Source organism: Bradyrhizobium nivariense, from assembly GCF_029846695.2.
Lineage (GTDB): Bacteria > Pseudomonadota > Alphaproteobacteria > Rhizobiales > Xanthobacteraceae > Bradyrhizobium.
In genome coordinates, this window is sequence record NZ_JARWCR020000002.1 from 140,463 (window position 1) to 157,026 (window position 16,564).

At 63.7% G+C, this 16,564-nt stretch carries 17 protein-coding genes; 7 read left to right on the forward strand and 10 right to left on the reverse strand.

The genetic code is table 11. From position 1 onward, the window contains the following. Window positions 1–11 precede the first annotated feature (11 nt). Window positions 12–992: an ADP-glyceromanno-heptose 6-epimerase gene (gene rfaD / locus QCM77_RS02560; protein WP_279681828.1), complete on the reverse strand. Its 981-nt coding sequence runs from the start codon at window positions 990–992 to the stop codon at window positions 12–14. A gap of 175 nt (window positions 993–1,167) precedes the next feature. Between rfaD and waaF the strand changes: the two genes are divergently transcribed. Then, window positions 1,168–2,238, forward strand: coding sequence for a lipopolysaccharide heptosyltransferase II (waaF, locus tag QCM77_RS02565; protein ID WP_279681830.1), 1,071 nt, complete (start codon window positions 1,168–1,170; stop codon window positions 2,236–2,238). 178 nt (window positions 2,239–2,416) lie between these two features. Here the strand turns inward: waaF and QCM77_RS02570 are convergent, their stop codons facing one another. Further along, the gene (locus QCM77_RS02570; protein ID WP_279681832.1) at window positions 2,417–3,454 is read right to left on the reverse strand and encodes a glycosyltransferase family 4 protein; all 1,038 of its coding nucleotides are present in this window, start codon (window positions 3,452–3,454) and stop codon (window positions 2,417–2,419) included. Between the two features lie 126 nt (window positions 3,455–3,580). Here QCM77_RS02570 and galE point away from each other — a divergent pair, with 126 nt between their 5' ends. From galE to QCM77_RS02585, 3 genes are all read left to right on the forward strand, one after another. Beyond that, the gene (galE, locus tag QCM77_RS02575) at window positions 3,581–4,594 is read left to right on the forward strand and encodes a UDP-glucose 4-epimerase GalE (RefSeq protein WP_279681835.1); all 1,014 of its coding nucleotides are present in this window, start codon (window positions 3,581–3,583) and stop codon (window positions 4,592–4,594) included. Window positions 4,595–4,712: 118 nt separating this feature from the next. Continuing rightward, on the forward strand, window positions 4,713–6,515 hold the full coding sequence (locus QCM77_RS02580) for an ABC transporter ATP-binding protein (protein ID WP_279663099.1): 1,803 nt from the start codon (window positions 4,713–4,715) through the stop codon (window positions 6,513–6,515). A gap of 35 nt (window positions 6,516–6,550) precedes the next feature. After that, entirely contained in the window at window positions 6,551–7,252 is a 702-nt protein-coding gene (locus QCM77_RS02585) for a fumarylacetoacetate hydrolase family protein (protein WP_279663098.1), read from the forward strand. A 75-nt stretch (window positions 7,253–7,327) separates the two neighbouring features. Here QCM77_RS02585 and QCM77_RS02590 read toward each other — a convergent pair whose 3' ends face one another. Continuing rightward, window positions 7,328–7,786: a YybH family protein gene (locus tag QCM77_RS02590; RefSeq protein ID WP_279663135.1), complete on the reverse strand. Its 459-nt coding sequence runs from the start codon at window positions 7,784–7,786 to the stop codon at window positions 7,328–7,330. A gap of 132 nt (window positions 7,787–7,918) precedes the next feature. Between QCM77_RS02590 and QCM77_RS02595 the strand changes: the two genes are divergently transcribed. Further along, window positions 7,919–8,461 (forward strand): hypothetical protein, encoded by a 543-nt coding sequence (locus QCM77_RS02595; RefSeq protein ID WP_279681837.1) that lies wholly within the window; start codon window positions 7,919–7,921, stop codon window positions 8,459–8,461. 6 nt (window positions 8,462–8,467) lie between these two features. On the opposite strand, the gene QCM77_RS02600 is transcribed toward QCM77_RS02595, so the two are convergent. From QCM77_RS02600 to QCM77_RS02610, 3 genes are all read right to left on the reverse strand, one after another. Next, window positions 8,468–9,397: an aspartyl/asparaginyl beta-hydroxylase domain-containing protein gene (locus QCM77_RS02600; RefSeq protein ID WP_279663096.1), complete on the reverse strand. Its 930-nt coding sequence runs from the start codon at window positions 9,395–9,397 to the stop codon at window positions 8,468–8,470. A gap of 132 nt (window positions 9,398–9,529) precedes the next feature. Continuing rightward, complete coding sequence (locus QCM77_RS02605) at window positions 9,530–9,685, reverse strand: hypothetical protein (protein ID WP_279681838.1); 156 nt, start codon at window positions 9,683–9,685, stop codon at window positions 9,530–9,532. A gap of 145 nt (window positions 9,686–9,830) precedes the next feature. Next, window positions 9,831–10,754, reverse strand: a complete 924-nt coding sequence (locus QCM77_RS02610) for a LysR family transcriptional regulator (RefSeq protein WP_279681840.1) — start codon at window positions 10,752–10,754, stop codon at window positions 9,831–9,833. Between the two features lie 212 nt (window positions 10,755–10,966). On the opposite strand from QCM77_RS02610, the gene QCM77_RS02615 reads away from it, so the two are divergent. Continuing rightward, window positions 10,967–11,677: an SDR family NAD(P)-dependent oxidoreductase gene (locus tag QCM77_RS02615; protein WP_279681842.1), complete on the forward strand. Its 711-nt coding sequence runs from the start codon at window positions 10,967–10,969 to the stop codon at window positions 11,675–11,677. Between the two features lie 16 nt (window positions 11,678–11,693). Then, window positions 11,694–11,930 carry a tautomerase family protein gene (locus QCM77_RS02620; protein ID WP_279663093.1) on the forward strand — a complete coding sequence of 79 codons (237 nt, stop codon included), beginning with the start codon at window positions 11,694–11,696 and terminating at the stop codon, window positions 11,928–11,930. A gap of 142 nt (window positions 11,931–12,072) precedes the next feature. Here the strand turns inward: QCM77_RS02620 and QCM77_RS02625 are convergent, their stop codons facing one another. From QCM77_RS02625 to ahcY, 4 genes are all read right to left on the reverse strand, one after another. Next, a complete protein-coding gene (locus tag QCM77_RS02625; protein WP_279663092.1) occupies window positions 12,073–12,720 on the reverse strand; it encodes a phasin family protein in 648 nt (215 codons plus the stop codon). Continuing rightward, window positions 12,683–13,345, reverse strand: a complete 663-nt coding sequence (locus QCM77_RS02630; RefSeq protein ID WP_279681843.1) for a nucleotide-binding protein — start codon at window positions 13,343–13,345, stop codon at window positions 12,683–12,685. The genes QCM77_RS02625 and QCM77_RS02630 overlap by 38 nt, the downstream gene beginning before the upstream one ends. Before the next feature lie 142 nt (window positions 13,346–13,487). Continuing rightward, window positions 13,488–14,948, reverse strand: coding sequence for a flavin-containing monooxygenase (locus QCM77_RS02635; RefSeq protein ID WP_279681844.1), 1,461 nt, complete (start codon window positions 14,946–14,948; stop codon window positions 13,488–13,490). Between the two features lie 160 nt (window positions 14,949–15,108). Beyond that, window positions 15,109–16,530 carry an adenosylhomocysteinase gene (gene ahcY / locus QCM77_RS02640; protein ID WP_027566812.1) on the reverse strand — a complete coding sequence of 474 codons (1,422 nt, stop codon included), beginning with the start codon at window positions 16,528–16,530 and terminating at the stop codon, window positions 15,109–15,111. Between the last annotated feature and the right edge of the window lie 34 nt (window positions 16,531–16,564).

Sequence of the window (16,564 nt, forward strand, 5' to 3'; positions counted from 1 at the left end):
GGTGATGGGCCTCAGCGGAAGCGGTCGGGCCGGTCGAGATAATCCCCGACATAGGCCTTCACCGCGTCCTCGAGCGTCGTGAAACCGCCATTATAGCCGGCGCGGTGGAGGCGATCGACCTCGCTCTGGGTGAAGTACTGGTAGCTGCCGCGGATCTGCTCGGGCATGTCGATGTATTCGATGTTGGGCCTGGCGCCGAGCGCGGCATAGGCAGCTAACATCAGATCCCTGAAGCTGCGCGCCTTGCCGGTGCCGACATTGAAGATGCCGGACACCGATGAGGTCGCCAGCAGCCACATGACGACGCGCACGACGTCGTCGACATAGATGAAATCGCGGCGCTGATCGCCGTCGGCGATGCCCTCGCGATGCGACTTGAACAATTGCACGACACGGCCCGCCTTGACGTCGTCGAAGCGGCGCGCCAGCACGCTCATCATCGAGCCCTTGTGGTATTCGTTGGGGCCGAACACGTTGAAGAATTTCAGGCCGGCCCATTGCGGCGGCAGCTGCCCGCCGTTCGCTGCGCGCTCGGCGACGGCGAGATCGAACAGGTGCTTGCTCCAGCCGTAGAGGTTCATCGGCCGCAGTTTCTTCAGCGCGGGGACCGAGGCGTCGTCGTCAAATCCTGCCTCGCCGTCGCCATAGGTCGCCGCCGAGGAGGCGTAGATCAACGGCACCGCATTCACCGTGCACCAGTCCAGGAGGCGCATCGACAGGCGGAAGTTGGTCTCGAACACGAGGTCGCCGTCGGTCGCGGTGGTCGCGGAAATCGCCCCGAGATGGATCACTGCGTCGAGCTTGCGGCCGTTGAGCCAGTCCAGCAGCTCGACCGGCGGGACGATATCCACAAGTTGGCGCTTGGCGAGGTTGCGCCATTTGCCGTCGTTGCCGAGGAAATCACAGACGACGACGTCGCTGCGGCCGGCCTCGTTCAGCGCGGCGACGACATTCGATCCGATAAAACCGGCCCCGCCGGTCACCAGCAACATTCCAACTTCCCTGCCAGATTTCGCCTGCCCGAAGTTTTGCGGCCCGGTCCTGCCCTAGCGCATGATCCGCCAAAGTGTAAGCGGTTTTGGGATTGCCGTTCAGCTGGCTTTACCTGCCGGCCCGGAGCGGCTAACCGAACCGCCACATCAGAGCGCACCCGGTCCTATTTAACGAATGAACAAAGATTCACAAATTGGCGGAGATACAGATCGGAGCGACACTCGCCCGATCCTGATCGTCCCGTACATGTGGATCGGCGATTTCGTCCGGAATCACACCGTGATCCGGGTCCTGAAGGAGCGCTGGCCGAACCGGCCGGTGGATCTGCTCACGACGTCCCTGTGCGCCCCCCTGGTCGATTACATGCCCGGCGTGCGCCAAGGGATCGTCTGGGACCTGCCGCGCAGCCGGCTCGCCGTGGGCCGCCAGCTCGGCCTGGCAAAGCTTCTGCGCGAGCGGAACTACGGCACCGCCCTGGTGCTGCCCCGGACCTGGAAGGCCGCCATTGCGCCCGCTTTGGCCGGGATTCCGGAAAGGGTCGGCTTCGTCGGCGAGTTCCGCTTCGGCCTGCTCAACCGCTGGCGCTGGGGCGAAAAGAAACTGCCCCGCTTCATCGATAAGAACGCCGCGCTGGCCCAGCCTGAGGGCGCCCCCCTGCCCCCGGAATGGCCGGCGCCGCAGTTGCGGGTTCCGGCCGAGGACATCGTCCGCTGGCGGCAGGCCAATGGCCTCAGCGCCGGCGCGGCCGTAGCGCTCGCCCCCGGCTCGGTCGGGGTCTCAAAACGCTGGACCTACTATCCCGAGGCCGCCCGCTTGCTCGCCGAGCGCGGCCTTGAGGTCTGGGTGGTCGGCGGCCCCGGAGAAAAGGGCCTGGCCCAGGAGATCGTCGCGGCCGGCGGCCCAGGGGTCCGGGACCTCACCGGCAACGATTTGCGCAACGGCGTGCTGGCCATGGCGGCGGCCGGCGTCGCGATCTCCAACGATTCCGGGCTGATGCACATCGCCGCCGCCCTGGGCACGCCGACCATGGGCATCTTCGGCCCGACCAGCCCCTACCTCTGGGCCCCCCTCAACGGCCTCGCCGCGACCGTGGTCCAGAACAAGAGCGTGTTGTCGTGCCAGCCCTGCCAGAGCACGATCTGCCGCATGAACGACCACCGCTGCATGCGGGATATCGCGGCGAGCGAGGTGGTGGAGATTGCGCAGCGGGTGCTGGGTGAGGCTGGGTCGCGGGCCATGACCTGAAGGCCGTGGAGGCTGCGCCGATGATGACATCATGCCGGTGTTTTGCCCGACGAGTCAAATTGACTTCGCAAAATCCGCAGTTTCGAGATGGCCGCCAAGCCATTGATTTCGTTGTCCCCGGCTACTGTGCATGGGGTTGTTTTCGCGGTTTTTGTTTGGGGGACGCGACGGCAGTGGCTCAGAACAGCGGCCGATAGACCTCGCCGATCCGCGCCGCTTCCGCATCGAGGCTGAATTGCGCAAGCACCCGTGCCCGACCGCGCTCGCCCATCGCGGTTGCCGTGGCTACATCGCGCATCAACGGCTCCAGAGCGGCAACCAGTGCGTCCACGTCGCCCGTCGGGATCAGCACGCCTGTTACGCCATCCTCGACCACGAGTTCGGCCGCGCCGGCACGCGCGGCGACGAGCGCGCTGCCCGCCGCCATCGCCTCGATCAGCGTCAGGCCAAAGCCTTCGTTACGTGAGGTGAAGGCGTAGATCGTCAGCCGCTGATACCAGCGTTGCACCGCCTCAATCGGCAACTCGCCGGTGATGACGATGCGCGATTGCAGGCCGGCGGTTTCGATCCGCTTCTTCAGGTCGTTCGCAAAGGGTATCTGCTCGGGCGTGACCTGTCCGACGATGATTGCGGTGAAATCCGGATAGCGCGGCAGCAAGCGGCACATCGCATCGACGAACACGTCGGTGCCCTTCTGCGCGCGCACGCGGCCGAAGCAGCCGATTGCGTAACGACCCGGCAGCGCGGTTTCAGCGAAGGCAGCAGTGCGATCTGCCGGCGGCGCATAGACGGCGGTGTCGACGCCGTGCGGAATCACCGTCGCCTTCACTTTCAGGAACGAGGCCGAAAGATCTGATGTCGCGATGATCGCGTCCATGCGCCGGATCAGCCAGCGCGTGATCCAGCTGTGATGCCGCTGCGCCGCGGAGGTGAAGACGAGCTTGAGCGGCCAACCGAGCGCGCGCAACAGCACGCCTGCAATCATCTCGTTGTTGCGGCGCGCGTGCCAGATCACCGGCGCCTTGCGGCGCCACAACTTCAGGAGATCGGCGCTGCTCAGTCGCGCGATCCCGTCCGGCGCGTCGGAGCCGAACCAGCTTGCGCGATACAGTTTCGCCAACCGCGGCGCCACCATCCGGTTGGTCGCGGTGACCCCCGAATAGCGCCTGTGCAGATTTGGCACGATCACTTCGAGATCGCCGGGGGAGTTCGCCACGTCATGCTCCGCTTCGTTGGCCCCCTATACGCAACATTAAGCATAGTGACCAGTTCACCCGCGCCGATACCCCCTCTTCACCACGTAAACGTTAAGTTGGAGCGTTGATCGAAGACGGGTGAGACCATGACTGTGCTAGTCACCGGCGGCGCCGGCTATATCGGAAGTCACACGGTCCTGGCGCTGGCGGAAGCCGGCGAGGACGTCGTCGTGATCGACGATCTCTCCACCGGTTTCTCGGCTTATCTGCCCGAAGGCGTACCGCTGTTCATTGGCGATGCCGGCGACGAGAACCTGCTCGAAGGCGTGATCGCCCAGCACAACATCGAGAGCATCATTCATTTCGCCGGCTCGGTCGTCGTACCGGATTCGATGCGCGATCCGCTCGGCTACTACCGCAACAATTTCACGACCGCACGCAACCTGCTCAACGTCGCAGTCAAGCGCGGCATCAACCGCTTCATCTTCTCCTCGACCGCGGCGGTCTACGGCAATCCGGACCTGGTACCGGTGCCCGAGCATGCGCCGACACGGCCGCTGTCTCCCTACGGTTCGTCGAAGCTGATGACCGAGATCATGCTGCACGACGTCGCCGCCGCCTACGGCATGCAATACGTGACCCTGCGCTATTTCAACGTTGCGGGTGCCGATCCGCAGGCGCGCATCGGCCTCGCCACCGCCGGCGCCACGCATCTGCTCAAGATCGCGGTGGAAGCCGCGACCGGCCAGCGCGCCAAGATCGACGTGTTCGGCACCGACTATCCGACCCAGGACGGCAGCTGCATCCGCGACTTCATCCATGTCACGGACCTCTCGCAGGCGCATCGCTCGGCGCTCGCCTATTTGCGCAATGGCGGCGCCTCGACGACGCTGAATTGCGGCTATGGCCGCGGCTATTCGGTGCTCGAGACCATCGACGCGGTGCGCCGGGTCTCGGGCCGCAGCTTCGCCGTGCAATACGCCCCGCGCCGGCCCGGCGACATCATGACCATGGTCGCCGACACCAGCCGCATCCGCGGCCTGCTCGACTGGAAGCCGCAATACGACGACCTCGAGACCATCGCCGCGCACGCGCTGGCGTGGGAGGACAAGCTGTTCCGCGAGCGCCACGGCGAACTCCGCCACGCCGCCTCGGCCTAGATTCCATCCGGGCGCAAGCCCTTAATTGGGCTTGAAAAGCGTAGCTTTAGCGGGCACAGAGGCCGTTCGATCCCTGACGCGCGGGCAGGCTTTTCCCTGTGCCGTCAATGGACTACGGATGGCCCAGTTCCCAAAGAAAATCACCGACGATCCCTATGCGGCAGCGGTCCTGATTCGCCGCCTGGTCACGGAACAAGGGATCCTCTACTGGCGGCGTTACCTCGTCGCCTTCGCGCTGATGGCGCTTGCCGCCGGCTCGACCGCGGGCGCGACCTACGTGCTCGGCCAGGTCATCAACCAGGCCTATGTCGACAAGAACATCCCGGGCATCGCGATGTTCTCAGGGTTCACGGTGATCCTGCTGTTCATCAAGGGCGTGGCGACCTACGGCCACATGGTGATCCTGACCAAGATCTCCAACGCCATCCTTGCCACCAACCAGCGCCAGCTGTTCGCCAAGCTGATGCGCGAGAGCGTCGGCTTCTTCTCAGAGCGGCATTCGTCGGAATTTTTGGCGCGGCTGACGGCCGGCGCAAAGTCCATCACCGATGTCCTCAACATGCTGGTCAACGCCGTCGGGCGCGACCTCATGATGCTGCTCGCCATGATCGGCGTGATGGTGTGGCAGGACCCGGTGATGTCGTTCATCGGCCTCGTCGCCGTGCCGCCGGCGATGCTGGTGCTGCGCAAGCTGGTCAAACGCATCAAGGGCCTCGCCTACAACCAGTTCACCGGCACCGCCGACATCCTGGAGACGATGCAGGAATCGCTGCAGGGCATCCGCACGGTGAAAGCGTTCACGCTCGAAGACACCATGCAGAACCGCATCGACGAGAACATCGCGATCGTCGAGCGCAACGCCAACAAGATGGCCCGCGTCGCCAACCGCTCCAACCCGCTGATGGAGATGCTCGGCGGCTTCGCGGTCGCCGGCTGCCTGCTCTATGGCGGTTACAGCGTGGTCGCGCTCAACGCCACGCCCGGCGCGTTCTTTTCCTTCATGACCGCCTTCCTGATGGCGACCGAGCCGGCCAAGCGGCTGGCGCGGCTCAACATCGACCTCAACAGCCAGCTCGTCGGCGCCCGCATGCTGCTCGAAGTCGTCGACAGCCCCGCGAGCGAGCATTCCGACGACGACAAGCCGGCGCTGAGACTGTCCGACGCCCGGATCGAGTTCAACGACGTCAGCTTCGCTTACCGCAGCGGCGAGACCGTGCTCAACCGTATGAGCTTTGTTGCAGAGCCCGGCAAGGTCACCGCCTTGGTCGGCCCCTCCGGCGGCGGCAAGTCGACGGTGCTGGCATTGCTGCTGCGCTTCTACGAGGTGATGCAAGGAGTGATCGTGATCGACGGCCAGTCGATCGGCGCGATCTCGCGCAAATCGCTGCGCGCACAGACCGCCTATGTCGGCCAGGACGTCTATCTGTTCCGCGACACCATCCGCAGCAACATCGCCTTCGGCCGGTCCGGCGCGACCGAAGAACAAATCATCAATGCCGCCAAGGCGGCCTGCGCGCATGATTTCATCATGGGCTTCCCGCTCGGCTACGACACGCCGGTCGGCGAGCACGGCACGCAGCTGTCCGGCGGCCAGCGCCAGCGCATCGCGGTCGCGCGCGCGCTGATCAAGAACGCGCCGATCATCCTGCTCGACGAGGCCACCGCCGCGCTCGATTCCGAGTCCGAGCGGCAGGTCCAGGAGGCGATCGAGCATCTCTGCCAGAACCGCACCACCATCGTGATCGCCCACCGCCTGCACACCATCATGCACGCCGACGCGATCCTGGTGGTCGAGGGCGGCGAGATCGTCGAGCAGGGCCGGCATGACGAGCTGCTCCGCCGCGGCGGGCGCTACGCCTCGTTCTTCCGCCTGCAGCATCACGACGCCGGCGCTCTGGCGCCGATCAGCGCAACCGCATAGAATTCCCTTCACCTCACGAGCAGCGAGACCGCTTCATGAACGCCGCCTCCTACGTCATTCCGCTCCCAACTCAGCCGTCGCTTCCCGTCGTCGGAGAGTCCGGCCGTTATCCGGTGCGCCGCATCTGGTGCGTCGGCCGCAACTATCTCGAGCACATCCGCGAGATGGGCAATGACGAGCGCGCCCCGCCGTTCTTCTTCGCCAAGCACGCCGACATGCTGGTGCCCGATGGCGCCACCATTCCCTATCCGCCGCTGACCAAGGATTTGCACCACGAGGTCGAGCTGGTCGTCGCGATGAAGAGCGGCGGGCTCAACATTCCCGCCGACAAGGCGCTCGACCATATCTACGGCTATGCCGTCGGCATCGACCTCACCCGCCGCGACCTACAGATCGCCTCGCGCAAGAAGGAGCGTCCCTGGGAGATCGGCAAGTCGTTCGACTATTCGGCGCCCTGCTCCGCGGTGCAGCCGGCATCGAAGATCGGCCATCCCGCCAAGGGCAAGATCTGGCTCACGGTCAACGGCAAGGAAGCGCAGAAGGGCGATCTCACTGAGCTGATCTGGAACGTGCCCGAGATCATCTGGCAGCTCTCGCAACAGGTGAAGCTCGCCGCCGGCGACATCATCATGACGGGTACCCCGGCCGGCGTGTCGCAGCTCCAGCCCGGCGACAAGCTCGAATGCGGCGTCGACGGCGTCGGCACGCTGAAGGTCTCGATCGGTCAGCCGGAGTAAGGCTTACGGCGGCTCGAAAATAAGGCCCCGGACCTGTCCGGGGCCTTTTGCATTTCGATGGCGGACGATGCCGATCTACCAGGCCTTCACCGGCCGATCGGCGTGGCTTGCCTGCGGCACACCGCGATTGAGCGACATATGGGAATGCACACAGAGCCAACCATCGCCATTTCTTGAAAATACCATCGTGGCCCGGCCGGGGCGCGGAAACGCGCTGCCATCGGGATGATAGCCCGTGCTCGTCCACGGCGCGATCACGGTCGCCATCGTGCCGTCAGGCGATGCCAGGATCGAGGCCTGGTCGATGACGAAACGGAAGTCGGCCGTCTTCGGCCAGACGTTGTCCCATTGTGTCGTGACCCATTGGTCGAGGCCGGGGATGACGTCGTTGTGCGTGCCGAAGGCCAGCACATCCGGATGGAACAGCGGCCGTGCCGAGGCATAGTCGACCTCGCGGACATAGCCCGCGAAGGTCTCCAGCCATTGGCGAAAGAACTGCGTGATCTCGGTATTCGCGGTCGGCAAGGAGGCCATCGCCTGCTCCATATTCGGCAACTCAATCGCAGCAATCTTTGTTGCCATGGGGCGAGCCGTCCAGCAAGATATGTGGAGAGCACCGGTGGAGATCGATCAATGGACCCGGGCCGATTTCATGGAGCCAGACTCATGAGACGCCTTCTCCTGCTCGCGGCCACACTAATCATCTCGTGCAACGCCGCCAGCTCGCAATCCAGTCAGCCCTATGCTGGCCTTGAGCAGCGCCCCATCAAGGCGCTGTCGCACCAGCAGGTCGACGATCTTCGAGCTGGACGTGGCATGGGCCTGGCGCTTGCCGCCGAACTCAATGGATATCCCGGTCCGAGCCATGTTCTTGAGTTCGGTGATCGGCTTGACTTGACCGCGGATCAGCGCATCGAGGTTCAGCGCCTCATCGATGCCATGAAGCAAGAGGCAGTCCCGCTGGGTAACAAGTTAGTCGAGCAGGAAACGGAGTTGGACCGGCTCTTCTCTGCCCGTGTCGTGACGTCGGAGTCCCTCAAAGCGACCCTCGTTGCTATTGCGGAAACCCAGGCACTGCTCCGCGAAAGCCACCTCAAATATCATCTGTCGACAACCGCCTTGCTCGATCAGAGCCAAATGCAGCGATACGCGGAGCTTCGAGGTTACCAACGCCCCGATAGCTCCGAAGGACACAAGCACCATCACTAGACGCGATCACCGCAGCGCCGACATCACGATCAGGCCGAGGATCAGCGCCGTCAGCGAATATTTCAGCGTGTAGTAGACGTTGCGATTCCATTCCTTGACCTTGCGGCTCGCAAGATGGATCTCGTAGAGCTTGCCGAACACCTTGTTGAGCACGCCGACACTCTCGCCGTCGACATTCTGGGTTGCCGACGCCTTGACGATGTGGTGGCTGACCCAGCGGTTGATCGCGGTCATGAAGCCGTACTTCATCGGGCGCTCGACGTCGCAGAACAGGATGATGCGGTTGACGTCGGTGGCATTCTCCGCGCTGTGGATGAAGGTCTCGTCGAACATGAAGGCCTCGCCGTCGCGCCAGACGCATTCGACGCCGTCGACCAGGATGCGGCACTTGTTCGAGTTCGGCGTGACCAAGCCGAGGTGGTAGCGCAGCGAGCCTGCGAAGGGATCGCGATGCGCGCCGAGCTTGCCGCCCGGCGGCAGCATCGCAAACATCGCGCCATGCACAATCGGGATCGAGTTGAGCAGCTCCACCGTCTTCGGGCACAGCGTGCGCGCCGAGGGCAGGAAGTCGTCGTACCATTTCAGGTAAAACCGCTTCCAGCCGCTCTTGAAGAACGAGTAGAAACCCCAATCGTTGTTCTTCGCCGCCGCGCGAATGAAGCCTTCGTCGAACAGGCGAACGGCCTCATCGCGAATGGTCTCCCAATTCTCGCTGAGCGGTTTCAGCTCCGGAAACTGATCGACCGGGATCACCGGCCTGTTCGGCACCGCCGAGCCCGCATACATCAGCACATTGTAGGGCGAGAGATAGGTGGAGTGATCGCCGAGCTGGCGCGCGAAGCGCAGCCGCTGCTTGCCGCGGAAATGGATGTAAATCGTCGATGCCGCCAGCACATAGAGAATGACGAGTTGCGGCGCAAAAAGCTGTTTTAACATCTCCCCGATCCCCGGTGATCCAACCGGGGACGTGATCTACCCCGACGCGGCCCGAGCGGCAAGATATTCACCGCTGGGTTGCAATCACGCTCGGGAGATCAGGACGGGAACTTGAGGCCGAAACGAGCCGAATCAGACCCGCGACAGCGCCTGGAGGCCCTTGAAGGTCAGGCGCTTGGGGTCGGTGACGCCGGCGAGATAGAAGCGGCGGATGAAGGCGATGACGGCGTCGCGGTCGCAATCGGTCAGCGCGACGACGGCGTCGACCGCTATTTTCTGGGCTTCCATTGGGCTCACCTCGGCCTTGCGAGTAACCCCGGCCGAGACAGGCTAGGACTCCGCGGTTAATCCGGCGTTAACCGTTCGGGCAGCATCGCCGATTCAGCCGAGCGGCCGTATACGCAAAACAACGCATTGCCGAGCGCGCAGCGGCTCAACGCGCACCGATGCTCTTCTTCAGCAGCGCAAACTGCTTCTTCAGCCTTGGCACGGCGAAATCGGTGAAGGCTCGCACTTTGGGCACCGAGAGCCGGCCCTGCGGGCAGATCAAATGCGCGGGCATCTCCGGATCCTCGTCGCCGGCCAGCACGATCTCGAGCTCGCCGCGCGCGACCTGCTCGCCCACCTGGTACGAATACATTCGCGCGACACCGCGCCCGGCGACGGCCGAGGCCACCGCCGCATAGGTGCTGTTGACGACGAGGCGCGGCGTGAACTGCACCGTGCGGGCAGCTGACGAGCCGGCCTGCGGCGCAAAGGTCCAGGAATTGGGAAGGTGCGCCATCGCGACGATCTGGTGCTTGGCGAGATCGCCGGGCTCGGTGATGCGCGGGTGCTGCTTGAGATAGCGCGGTGATGCCACCACGACGCGGCTGATCTCGCCGACCCGCATCGCGACCATCGCCGAATCCGCGAGATGGCCGATGCGAAGCGCGACGTCGACACCCTCCTCGATCAGATTGACCGCGCGATCGAACAGCAGGAGTTTTGCCGACACGGTCGGACAGGCGTCGAGAAACGCATCGAGGATCGGCCGCAGCACCATCTCGCCCGACACCACGGGGGCGGTGATCGTGAGCAGGCCGCGGGGTGCCGTGCGCGGTCCGGCCGCGGTGTCGTCGGCCTCCTCCAACTCGGTGAGCACGCGGCGACAGATCGCGACATAGCGCTCGCCCTCCTCGCTCAGCTTGATCGAACGTGTCGTCCGGTGCAGCAGCTCGGCACCGACCCGCTCCTCCAGGAAAGCAATGGCGCGGCTCACTGCCGCCGGCGAACGGCCGAGCTTGCGTCCCGCGCCCGCGAGGCTGCCCTCGTCCACCGCAAGGACGAACACCTTCATCGCATCCAGACGATCCATACGTCTCCCACCAGCCCCATGGAGATCCGATTCAAGCTAGGCGTTCGCTCCTGCCACGACAACCACCGCCGGGCGCCGGTTCGGCATTCGTTCGCGCCGCGAAAGAGTGTCTGCCGGACAGCGCATATTCGCAGCCGGGCCGGCGCGGCGTACCTCGGTGGGCAAGCCAGCCGCTCCTGGCGCAGTTCTCAAGGCAACAACAGGAGCCCGTCATGGGTATCGAGCAGAAGGTCGCCATCATCACCGGCGCATCGCAGGGCATCGGCGCCGCCCTGGTCAAGGGTTTTCGCGATCGCAACTATCGCGTCGTCGCAACGGCGCGCTCCATCAAGCCATCGGGCGATGACGATGTCCTCGCCATTGCCGGCGACATCGCCGACCGGAGCACCGCCGAGCGCATGGTCTCGCAAGCCGTCACCCGCTTCGGCCGGGTCGATACGCTGGTCAACAACGCCGGCATCTTCGTCGCAAAGCCGTTCACGCAGTACACCGCGGAGGACTATGCAGCGGTGATGGGCACCAACGTTGCAGGCTTCTTCCACGTCACGCAGCTTGCCATCGCCGAGATGGAGAAGCAGGGTTCCGGCCACGTCGTCCAGATCACCACCACGCTGGTCGATCAGGCCAATTCGAACGTGCCCTCGGTGCTGGCCTCGCTGAGCAAGGGCGGGTTGAACGCCGCGACGAAATCTCTGGCGATAGAGTATGCCAAGCGCGGTATTCGCGTGAACGCGGTGTCGCCCGGCATCATCAAGTCGCCGATGCATCCGGTCGCGACGCACGCTCAGCTCGGCGCGCTGCACCCGATGGGCCATATGGGCGAGATGTCCGACATCGTCGATGCCGTGCTCTATCTCGAGCAGGCCAGCTTCGTCACCGGAGAAATCCTGCATGTCGACGGCGGCCAGAGCGCCGGCCACTGAACGCAGGAGAAACACGATGCCCATCGTCACCATTCAAGTGACCCGCGAGGGAACGACGCCGGGAGCGGCGTCGCTCACCACGGAGGAGAAGGCTGCGCTGATCGAGGGATCGAGCCAGCTGCTGCTCGAAATCCTCTGCAAGCCGCTCGATTCCACCTTCGTCGTGATTGAGGAAGTCGACACGGGCAATTGGGGCTGGGGCGGCCTGCCCGTGCCGGAATTCCGGCGCCGCCGCGCGGCCCGGACAGAATGATCCGCGCGGCACGCTACGCAGGGCTTGCAGCAGACCTGGTATGGCCTCGGCGCTCTGTCGGCCCTGCTGACGCTTGCGAGCTGGTGGAATTGATCTGCGGACGCAAAGGATGATGCTGCGCGTGCCACGCAGGCGAGTGGCGCTACCTCGCACCGGGCTTTGTCATGTTTTGAGCAAGCAATCTCAGCAACTCGGTTTGCTTCAGGACCAACTCACATTGCTTTCGCGCATGCGTGCTCGACAGCTCAACCAACTCCGCCAGCGTTCGCGCACGGCCCAACTCCCGCGCATACTCCAAGGTCGCGCCAGCATTCACTTTCATCAGTTCGAGCACGACGGCGCGACACTCAGCTGCCGTTCCAATCGCCTCGATAAGGTGGCTTTCCGCGGCGGCGGCTCCTCCAGACTCCGACGTCCCACCGGCTATCCGTGGCTTGGCGATGTCCTTGGCATAATCCAGAGCAGCTTGAGCACCAGCCTTCATGCCGTCCAAGGCATGGTCCTGAAAATCCTTGGCGATGTCCAGGATGAGATCGGTGGTGGTGCTGCTCGGAGGTTCAGGGCTTGCAACGATGACGCTGGCCGCTTCCTGTGCCGGAGCGGTCATCGGAGCAGGCGCTGCTTGCGCGATCTGCGGCGCATCTTGGAGGAAGACGGTGACCGAGCCCGGGGGCATCGCCAAGCCCTCGTCGACGGCGCGGCTCACTTCCGCCGTCAGCTCCACCAGCGAGCGACGCCTGGCGCGTGCAACGTCAGCAGGCTGTCTTGAGCGCGGCTTGCCCATGATCATTCGACTCCACGATGAGGCGCTCCGAGATCCAATCCCATAGGGCCACAATTTCCTCCGCGGCTTTTCCCTCCGGCGCGAATTCGGTCACGCCCAGCCCTGCCCCGAGCGCATCCTGGTGGTCGTTACGCTGCCCAATGAAGGGGAGCGCAAGCACGCCGAGCGAGTTGAGTGACGTGGCAGCTTCACTCAGCCGGCAACCCCGTGTGGGCGTCTGATTGAGGATGAAGGCAAACCGGCGATTGATCCTGCGAATAGCAATCAGCGTAGGTATTGCGGCTTCGATATCGGCCGGGCTCGGACGCGCCGGGATGAGACAAAGATCGGCACTGGCAATGGCGCGCGTTGCCAAGGCATTGTTCGTGGCGGCTGTATCGATGATTGCGAGCCAGACCCCTTCGGCATGGAGGCGGGATATCACCGGTTCGATTTCGGCGGGATCGGCAACGCAATCGACACGCGGATACGAACCAGCTCGCCGCTCTTTCCACTTCGAGATCGTGCCTTGCGCGTCCGCTTCAATGAGAGCGACGCGCTCTCCGCGCTGCATCGCTGCTACCGCCAATCCAGCGGACAGCGTACTCTTACCGCTTCCGCCTTTCTGCGTGACCAGAGCAAGGACGTACATGTTCCGCGCTCTCCTCAAGACGGCAACAACGTGGAACTCAGACGTCGCCGGAAATAATTTTCTTGCAACGCAACAATGCTACCCTAAGTCGCGATTCGCCTCAAGCGATCGCGAGCCTGCTCCGGTAACTTACGTAGCAACATCAGGAATATTGCATCACGCCGTCGTCCACCTTGCCGAAGCGCAGGGAGACGATGTCGAACGCATAGTTCTGGTAGAGCCGCCACGGCTGCTTCGAGCCCTGCTTCGGCATCTTCGCGACCGAACGCTGCACGTAACCGGAGGTGAAATCGAGCGACGGCTGCGCGGTGATCGTGGGATCGTCATTATGCGGCATGCACTGCCGGAAATTGTGCCGATCCATGTAGTTGATGAGCCGGCAGACATATTCGCAGGTGAGGTCGCATTTCAGCGTCCATGATGCGCTGGTGTAGCCGAACGCCGAAGCCATGTTCGGCACGTCGGCATACATCATGCCCTTGTAGGTCAGCGTATCGGCGAAATCGACGGCGCGGCCGTCGACACTGATTTCGAGACCGCCGACGACCTGGAGCACCAGCCCCGTCGCGGTCACGATGATGTCCGCCGCAAGCTCGCTGCCGTCCTTCAGGCGGATGCCGTGGTGCGTGAACGTGTCGATCTCTTTGGTGACCACGGAGGCGCGCTGCTCGCGGATCGCCTTGAACAGATCGCCGTCCGGCACGAGGCAGAGCCGCTGGTCCCAGGGATTGTAGCGCGGCGTGAAATGGGTCGCGACGTCGTAGTCGGAGCCGAGCGCCATCTGCACGCCCTTGAGAACCAGCTCCTTCACCTTCGCAGGGCGGCGCCGGCTGAGCTGGAAGAAGAACATCCCCCACATCACGTTGCGCCAACGGATCAGATGATAGACAAGGCGCGTCGGCAGATTGCGGCGCAACTTGTTGGCGACAGGATCCTGCGCCGGACGCGACACCACATAGGTCGGCGAGCGCTGGAGCATGATGACCTGCGCAGCCGTCCTGGCGAGCTCCGGCACCAGCGTCACCGCGGTCGCGCCCGAGCCGATCACGACGACGCGCTTGCCCGCGCAGTCGATGTCATCGGTCCATTTTTGCGGATGCACGATGCGGCCGGCGAAATCCGCGACGCCCGAAAACTCCGGCGTGTACCCCGCCTCGTATTTGTAATAGCCCGAGCACATGAACAGGAAATTGCAGGTGAAGCGCACGGTTTCGGTCGCGCCCTCGCCCGTGATGCGCTCGGCCTCGACGGTCCAGCGCGCCTCACTCGTCGACCACGCCGCACGCTTGACACGATGGTGGAAGCGGATGTGCTTCTCGATGCGGTTCTCGGCTGCGGTTTCGCGCACATAATTCAGAATCTGCGCTCCGTCCGCGATCGCCTTTGGATCGGTCCACGGCTTGAAGGAATAGCCGAGCGTGAACATGTCGCTGTCGGAGCGGACGCCGGGATAGCGAAACAGGTCCCAGGTGCCGCCGATGCAGTCGCGCCCCTCGAGGATGACGTAGCTCTTGCCTGGGCATTTGGTCTGAAGATGATAGCCCGCGCCGATGCCGGACAAGCCGGCACCGACGATCAGCACGTCGAAATGTTCTTGGGGCATGGTTTCCTCCGCCACCGAGGATTGTCCGCCCGTCGCTGCTCGCCGTCAATCGGCAATCGGCCTCGCAGCAACTGCAAAGCGAGTTGAATTCCATGCGCCGAAACAACGAAGCCCCGGATCACTCCGGGGCTTCGTGTCGATGATCGATGTAATCGGCAGATCAGTACCGATAATGATCGCTCTTGTACGGACCTTCCTGCTTCACGCCGATGTAGTCGGCCTGGTCCTTGCGCAGCTCGGTGAGTTTGACGCCGATCTTGGCGAGGTGCAGGCGCGCGACCTTTTCATCGAGCGACTTCGGCAGCACGTAGACTTCCTTCTTGTACTTGCCGTCCTTGTTGTTGGCGAACAGCTCGATCTGCGCCAGCGTCTGGTTGGTGAAGGACGCCGACATCACGAACGACGGATGGCCCATCGCGTTGCCGAGGTTCACCAGGCGGCCTTCCGACAGCATGATGATGCGGTGCTTATCGGGGAATTCGATCTCGTCGACCTGCGGCTTGATGTTGGTCCACTTCAAGTTACGCAGACCCGCGATCTGGATCTCGTTGTCGAAGTGGCCGATGTTGCAGACGATGGCGCGATCCTTCATCGCACGCATGTGCTCGATGGTGATGATGTCCTTGTTGCCGGTCGCGGTGACGAAGATGTCGGCGCGGGGCGCGGCGTCTTCCATCGTCACGACTTCGTAGCCTTCCATCGCAGCCTGGAGCGCGCAGATCGGATCGACTTCCGAGACCAGCACGCGGCAGCCGGCCTGGCGCAGCGAAGCGGCCGAACCCTTGCCGACGTCGCCGAAGCCCGCGACCATCGCGACCTTGCCCGACATCATCACGTCGGTGCCGCGGCGGATGCCGTCGACCAGCGATTCACGGCAGCCATAGAGGTTATCGAATTTCGACTTGGTGACGCTGTCGTTGACGTTGATGGCCGGCCACAGCAGTGTGCCGGCCTTCTGCATGTCATAGAGACGATGCACGCCCGTGGTGGTCTCTTCGGAAACGCCCTTGATGCTCTTGGCGATCTCGGCGAAGTAGCCCTTCGGCTTTTCCTTGAGCTGCTTCTTCAGAAGCGCGAAGAATACTTCCTCTTCTTCCGAACCCGGCTTGTCCAGGAACTTGGTGTCGCCGTTCTCGGCGCGCAGACCGAGATGAACGTACATGGTGGCGTCGCCGCCGTCGTCGAGGATCATGTTCGGATGACCGCCGCCGTGCCAGTCGAACAGCTTGGCGGTGTAGTCCCAGTATTCGGTAAGGCTCTCGCCCTTGACCGCGAACACCGGAATGCCGGCGGCGGCGATCGCAGCCGCAGCGTGGTCCTGCGTCGAATAGATGTTGCAGGAGACCCAGCGGATGTCGGCGCCGAGCGCGGCCAGCGTCTCGATCAGCACGCCAGTCTGGATCGTCATATGCAGCGAGCCGGCGATGCGCGCGCCCTTCAGCGGCTGCTTCGGGCCGTATTCTTCGCGCGTGGCCATCAGGCCGGGCATCTCGGTCTCGGCCAGCGAGAGTTCCTTGCGACCGAAATCGGCGAGCGAAATGTCCTTGACGATATAGTCGGTGAAGCCGGGCTTCGCGTTCATTGCGGGCGTCCTGTTGTTGAAATTGGTCATTCCG

Coding starts and splice junctions, on each gene's coding strand:
- rfaD (WP_279681828.1), bottom strand. CDS start 992: ATGTTGCTGGTGACCGGCGGGGCCGGTTTTATCGGATCGAATGTCGTC.
- waaF (WP_279681830.1), top strand. CDS start 1,168: ATGAACAAAGATTCACAAATTGGCGGAGATACAGATCGGAGCGACACT.
- galE (WP_279681835.1), top strand. CDS start 3,581: ATGACTGTGCTAGTCACCGGCGGCGCCGGCTATATCGGAAGTCACACG.
- QCM77_RS02580 (WP_279663099.1), top strand. CDS start 4,713: ATGGCCCAGTTCCCAAAGAAAATCACCGACGATCCCTATGCGGCAGCG.
- QCM77_RS02585 (WP_279663098.1), top strand. CDS start 6,551: ATGAACGCCGCCTCCTACGTCATTCCGCTCCCAACTCAGCCGTCGCTT.
- QCM77_RS02590 (WP_279663135.1), bottom strand. CDS start 7,786: ATGGCCTCCTTGCCGACCGCGAATACCGAGATCACGCAGTTCTTTCGC.
- QCM77_RS02595 (WP_279681837.1), top strand. CDS start 7,919: ATGAGACGCCTTCTCCTGCTCGCGGCCACACTAATCATCTCGTGCAAC.
- QCM77_RS02600 (WP_279663096.1), bottom strand. CDS start 9,397: ATGTTAAAACAGCTTTTTGCGCCGCAACTCGTCATTCTCTATGTGCTG.
- QCM77_RS02605 (WP_279681838.1), bottom strand. CDS start 9,685: ATGGAAGCCCAGAAAATAGCGGTCGACGCCGTCGTCGCGCTGACCGAT.
- QCM77_RS02610 (WP_279681840.1), bottom strand. CDS start 10,754: ATGGATCGTCTGGATGCGATGAAGGTGTTCGTCCTTGCGGTGGACGAG.
- QCM77_RS02615 (WP_279681842.1), top strand. CDS start 10,967: ATGGGTATCGAGCAGAAGGTCGCCATCATCACCGGCGCATCGCAGGGC.
- QCM77_RS02620 (WP_279663093.1), top strand. CDS start 11,694: ATGCCCATCGTCACCATTCAAGTGACCCGCGAGGGAACGACGCCGGGA.
- QCM77_RS02625 (WP_279663092.1), bottom strand. CDS start 12,720: ATGATCATGGGCAAGCCGCGCTCAAGACAGCCTGCTGACGTTGCACGC.
- QCM77_RS02630 (WP_279681843.1), bottom strand. CDS start 13,345: ATGTACGTCCTTGCTCTGGTCACGCAGAAAGGCGGAAGCGGTAAGAGT.
- QCM77_RS02635 (WP_279681844.1), bottom strand. CDS start 14,948: ATGCCCCAAGAACATTTCGACGTGCTGATCGTCGGTGCCGGCTTGTCC.
- ahcY (WP_027566812.1), bottom strand. CDS start 16,530: ATGAACGCGAAGCCCGGCTTCACCGACTATATCGTCAAGGACATTTCG.